Origin of the sequence: Mesorhizobium sp. M4A.F.Ca.ET.020.02.1.1 (genome assembly GCF_004022645.1) — a bacterium.
Classification (GTDB): Bacteria; Pseudomonadota; Alphaproteobacteria; order Rhizobiales; family Rhizobiaceae; genus Mesorhizobium.
On the sequence record NZ_RZOI01000494.1, the window covers coordinates 1 to 4,649 of the forward strand.

A 4,649-nucleotide genomic window follows, 5' to 3' on the forward strand; every position below is an offset into this window, starting at 1 on the left:
GTGTAATCGTTGATAGCGTCGGCGATGCGAATGGCGGTCGAAAAGTCGGGGTTGCGCAATTGCAGCGTCAGCACGCCCTGATCGTCGAACTCGGCTGGCACCGAGCGTTCGACGATGGCGCCGTTGGGGACGCGGCCCGCGGTCGGCACACCTTGCGTCAATTGCTCGGCCTGGCCCTGGGCGGTGAAACCGCCCACGATCACCGAGCCTTGGCCGACGGCATAGATTTCGCCATCGGCCGCCTTCAGTGGCGTCATCACCAGCGTGCCACCGGCAAGCGAGGCGGCGTCGCCCATCGAGGAAACGTCGATGTCGATGCGGGCTCCCGACTGCACGAAGGGCGGCATGTTGGCAGTGACGATGACGGCGGCGACGTTCTTGGCGCGCGCGCTGCCGCCTTCGGTGGCGATGCCGAGATTCTCCAGCATGGCGCGGATCGACTGCTCGGTGAAGGGCGAATTGCGCAGGCTGTCGCCGGTTCCCGCCAGGCCGATAACCAGGCCGTAGCCGACGAGTTGGTTGTCGCGCGCGCTCTGCAGTTGGGCGATGTCCTTGATGCGCGCCGCGACCTGGCCCGGCGGCAGCGTGCTTGGCCCGGTCGAAACGCGGAACATCCGCGTGGTGGTGGCCGGGTCATATTCCGGATCATTGAAGGCGCCGCCATTCTTCGCGGCAAGCTCGCGCTTGGCCTTCGGTGCGAGCCCGTCGGCCAACGCCGGCTGCAGGCCAAGGGCAGCCGCCAGAAGAAAGGCAAGTCCGCGCATCATGAAGCGCCGACCATGATGGTGCCGTCGCCCATCACCGTGCCGGATATGATCTTGCCGCTGTCGATGTTGCGGACCTTGACCAGGTCGCCGGCGGCGCCCGGCTGCAGGGTAACGCCGGAAGCCGAAATGGTCAGGGCGCCGGCGGTGAAATAGATCTGCACCGCAGCGCCCTGTTCGACGAGCCAAGCGTCGCGGATGGCGGCGGTCGGAATGTAGCGGCCCGGCAGCAGCGTGCGCTTGGCGACCTTGCCATGGAGTTCCTGCGCGAGGGTGGCGACGGCCTCCGGCTTGTGCTTGCCGGGAACGAGCGTCACCTGCTTCAGGGCGGCAAGGTCGATCGTCTCGCCGGGATAGATGACCCGGTTGGGGATCAGCACGACATCGCCGGCGGCCTGACCGGTATTGCGGGCCGCGAGCTGACTGGCGTTCTGGTTGCCGGCCTGATTGTCGCCGGCTTCCTGGGCAAACGCCGGCACGCCGCCGGCCACCAGCGCGAGAGCCAGCGCGGCGCGGCGGAGGGAGCGGTGGGCCGGCGCAAGCATGATCTGTTACCTGATGTTCTTGGACACGACCGAGGCCATGTCGTCGGCGGCCTGGATGACCTTCGAATTCATCTCATAGGCGCGCTGCGCCGAGATCAGTTCGGTGATCTCCTTGACCGGATCGACGTTGGACGATTCCAGGTAGCCCTGTTCGATCGTGGCGAAGCCGGGGTCGCCGGGCACGCCGACATTGGCCGGGCCGGAAGCCGCCGTCTCCTGGAACAGATTGTCGCCGAGCGGCGCCAGCCCGGCCTCGTTGGAGAAGTTGGCGAGCTGCAGCTGGCCGAGAAGCTGGAGATCGGTCTGGCCGTCGATGCGGGCGAAGACCTGGCCCGTCTTGTTGACGATGACCTCGACCGCGTCGGTTGGCACGGTGATGGCGGGGACGACGTTGGCGCCGTCGACCGTCACCAGCTGTCCGGTGGCGTTGGTGTTGAAGGCGCCGGCGCGGCTGTAGAGCGTGCCGCCGTCGGCACCCTCGATCTGGAACCAGCCCCGGCCGGTCAGCGCGAGGTCGAAGCTGTTGCCGGTGCTTGTCAGCTCGCCCTGGGTATGGACGTTGCGCACCGCCGTCGTCTTGACGCCGAGGCCGATCGAGACACCTTCCGGCACCAGCGACGTGTTGGAGCGATTGGGCACGCCCTGCGTGCGGTCGACCTGATAGAGCAGGTCGGAGAATTCGGCGCGAGCGCGCTTGTAGCCGGTGGTGTTGATGTTGGCGATGTTGTTGGCGATGACTTCCAGGTTGGTCTGCTGGGCGTTCATGCCGGTGGCGGCGATGGCAAGTGCTTTCATGACGCGGTCCTAGATACTCATGCGGCTGATTTCGAGGTAGGCGGAGACAACCTTGTCGCGGATGGCGATGGTCGTCTGCAGAGCCTGCTGGGCACTCATCACCGCGTCGACCACCTGGCGAGTGTCGGCGTCGCCGCGCAGCGCCTGGATCGACACCTGCTCGGCATTCTGCAAGGTGTTGACGGTTTTCGACGCTGCCTGGCTCAGCGCCTGGGCGAAGGATGTGCCGACCGTCTCGGTCGCTGTCGTCGGCGCGACGATGCCCTGGAGGGCGTCGGTCGCCACACCGGCGCCTTCGGTTGCCGGTTTGAGCGCGCCAATGCTGCCGATGCCGCTGATCATTGCTGGTTCCTCATCAGGTCGATGGTCATGGAAATCAGATCGCGCGCCTGCTTGACGACCTGGAGATTGGCCTCATAGGAGCGATTGGCCTCGGTCATGTCGGCCATTTCGATCAGCACGTTGACGTTGGGCATCTTGACGTAGCCCTTTTCGTCGGCGGCTTCGTTGCCGGGCTGGAACTCGATCGGAAAATCGGATGGATCGCGCTCTACCGAGCTGACCTCGACAAGCTGGCCGCCGGTGGCGCGGTCGAGCTCGGATGCAAAGGAGATCGTCTTGCGGCGATAGGGATCGGCGCCCGGCGTGGTGCCGGTCGACTGCGCGTTGGCGAGGTTTTCCGACACCACGCGCAGGCGCTCCGACTGGGCACCAAGGCCGGATGCTGCGACTTTGAGGGCTGCGGTAAGCGCGTCCATGGTCAGCTCTTCACAGCCATCATCATCATCGAGTGGAAGGCCTTGACGATCGCGGTGTTGAGTTCGAAGGAGCGGCGGACCTCACCGGCCTTCATCAGTTCGTCTTCCAGCGCCACCGTGTTCTTCGACGGCATGATCGAGCCGGTGGCTTCCTCCGGCTTGACGGTGAAGCCGGCATTCGTCGCCTGGGTGCCGAGATGCCCGGCCTGGGTGGCCTGCAGCGATACCGCCGTACGGTCGAGGACCTTCTCGAACGGCTCGACATCGCCCGCCGTGTAGCCCGGCGTGTTGGCGTTGGCGATGTTGGAGGCAATTGCGGACTGGCGCACGGCCAGCCACTGCGATTGCTTGGTGGCGAGATCGAAAAGGTTGACGGGCTCCATGGGAATCTCCGGGCGGGGTTCCCAAAGATTAGGCCGCCAGTCTTGCGCGGACCTTGCGCGGGGCCGGGCATGGCGCAGCGCCGTGCTACTGGCCCGCGCGCCGCTATTTGGAGAGTTCGATCACCTGGTCGGTGCTGGTGACCATGACCCATTTGCCACCACGTTGCTCAATCGACGAGACGATGCTGGAGTCCGGCAGCTTCGAGCCGCGCTGGACGATCCACAGGCCGGCGTCGTCCTCAATCATGGCGCGGCCGTTGGCGACATGCACCATGCGGAACTTGGGGTCCGCCGGAAAGGGCTGTTGGTCGACGCCCGGAGCCTGGGCGGGGTCCTCGGGATCCTGCAACGTGCCGGTGGCGAACAAGTCGACATCGGGAACATCCTTGGCCGTCAGCGGCTGGCCGGGATTTTCCAGTTGCGAGCCGCCGCTGACGCGTCCGGCATTGGTGCCGCTGCCGCCGAACTTGATGGCCTGCACGCCGAACTGTTCCTGATTGAAGAAGATGTACCAGGGAAATAGCGCACAGATCAGACCGAGCGTGACGCCGAGCGCGGCAACGACAAAATCGCTGCGCCGGTCAGGCTTCTTGCCCAGCCGCGGAAATTCCGCCTTTGGCGGCGTGGGCCATTCCGTGCGCGGGAACAGGTCATCGATCAGTGAATCGCGGCTTGCCTGTATCGTCTCGGCGACCTCAACCTGGGAAGCCTTGGGCAAATCATCCCCGACGGTCCTAGCAGGCCCGGCGGTCCTCGGGAGAGCGGGCTTCGCCGCCTTGGCCAGGACGGCCCCGGTCCTGACCGCGACCTTGGCGGCCATAGCGCGAGCGGCCTTTGCTGTGGCGGACCGTGCTTCCTCAGCCCTGGCGTCTTCCTTGGCCCTGGCGTCGTCGAGCATCTCGCGCAGCAGGCGCTCGGTGTACTGGCGCTCACTCTCCTGCATCGCCATTCTGCTTTCCCTTCAGGTAGCGGGCGAGGTCGGCGAACGGATCGACGGACGCGCGGTCCTTCGGCGACTGCGTCAGCGCCTCGTAGATCAGCGGCACCTGGCGCACGGCGATGTCGAGCTCGGCGTCGGCGCCGCCCTGGTAGGCGCCGAGCAAGCGGATGTCGCGCGTGTCCTCGAAGCGCGAGATCATCGATTTCAGCCTGGTCACCAGCATCCGCTGCTCGGCGCTCCAGGCCTTGTCGGCCAGGCGCGAGATCGACGACAGCGGATTGACCGGCGGATAGCGGCCCTGTTCTGCGATCGCGCGGTCGAGCACCACATGGCCATCGAGGATGCCGCGCACGGAATCGGCGACCGGATCGTTGTGGTCGTCGCCGTCGATCAGCACCGAGATGATGGCGGTGATCGACCCCTTGCCCTCGGCGCCAGGCCCGGCGCGCTCGAGCAGCTTGGGC

General features: G+C 66.0%; 7 protein-coding genes and 1 pseudogene. All 8 read right to left on the reverse strand.

All coding sequences use genetic code 11. From position 1 onward, the window contains the following. A partial coding sequence (locus EN742_RS24985) for a flagellar basal body P-ring protein FlgI (RefSeq protein WP_245492393.1) occupies positions 1–614 on the reverse strand: 614 nt, incomplete at its 3' end. 149 nt (positions 615–763) lie between these two features. After that, positions 764–1,309, reverse strand: a complete 546-nt coding sequence (flgA, locus tag EN742_RS24990; protein ID WP_127406384.1) for a flagellar basal body P-ring formation chaperone FlgA — start codon at positions 1,307–1,309, stop codon at positions 764–766. A gap of 6 nt (positions 1,310–1,315) precedes the next feature. Continuing rightward, positions 1,316–2,104, reverse strand: a complete 789-nt coding sequence (gene flgG / locus EN742_RS24995) for a flagellar basal-body rod protein FlgG (RefSeq protein WP_127406385.1) — start codon at positions 2,102–2,104, stop codon at positions 1,316–1,318. A gap of 9 nt (positions 2,105–2,113) precedes the next feature. After that, a complete protein-coding gene (locus EN742_RS25000; protein ID WP_127406386.1) occupies positions 2,114–2,446 on the reverse strand; it encodes a flagellar hook-basal body complex protein FliE in 333 nt (110 codons plus the stop codon). Continuing rightward, entirely contained in the window at positions 2,443–2,862 is a 420-nt protein-coding gene (flgC, locus tag EN742_RS25005) for a flagellar basal body rod protein FlgC (RefSeq protein ID WP_126058490.1), read from the reverse strand. The genes EN742_RS25000 and flgC overlap by 4 nt, the downstream gene beginning before the upstream one ends. Positions 2,863–2,864: 2 nt before the next feature. Beyond that, positions 2,865–3,245, reverse strand: a complete 381-nt coding sequence (flgB, locus tag EN742_RS25010; protein WP_127406387.1) for a flagellar basal body rod protein FlgB — start codon at positions 3,243–3,245, stop codon at positions 2,865–2,867. 103 nt (positions 3,246–3,348) lie between these two features. Beyond that, positions 3,349–4,194: a hypothetical protein gene (locus EN742_RS25015; protein WP_127406831.1), complete on the reverse strand. Its 846-nt coding sequence runs from the start codon at positions 4,192–4,194 to the stop codon at positions 3,349–3,351. Next, a pseudogene (gene fliI / locus EN742_RS25020) lies at positions 4,175–4,649 on the reverse strand (flagellum-specific ATP synthase FliI); the annotation flags it as partial. The gene EN742_RS25015 and the pseudogene fliI, both read right to left, overlap by 20 nt.

Excerpts from the sequence above, each read along its gene's own strand:
- flgA (WP_127406384.1), bottom strand. The coding sequence starts at position 1,309 with ATGCTTGCGCCGGCCCACCGCTCCCTCCGCCGCGCCGCGCTGGCTCTC.
- flgG (WP_127406385.1), bottom strand. The coding sequence starts at position 2,104 with ATGAAAGCACTTGCCATCGCCGCCACCGGCATGAACGCCCAGCAGACC.
- EN742_RS25000 (WP_127406386.1), bottom strand. The coding sequence starts at position 2,446 with ATGATCAGCGGCATCGGCAGCATTGGCGCGCTCAAACCGGCAACCGAA.
- flgC (WP_126058490.1), bottom strand. The coding sequence starts at position 2,862 with ATGGACGCGCTTACCGCAGCCCTCAAAGTCGCAGCATCCGGCCTTGGT.
- flgB (WP_127406387.1), bottom strand. The coding sequence starts at position 3,245 with ATGGAGCCCGTCAACCTTTTCGATCTCGCCACCAAGCAATCGCAGTGG.
- EN742_RS25015 (WP_127406831.1), bottom strand. The coding sequence starts at position 4,194 with ATGGCGATGCAGGAGAGTGAGCGCCAGTACACCGAGCGCCTGCTGCGC.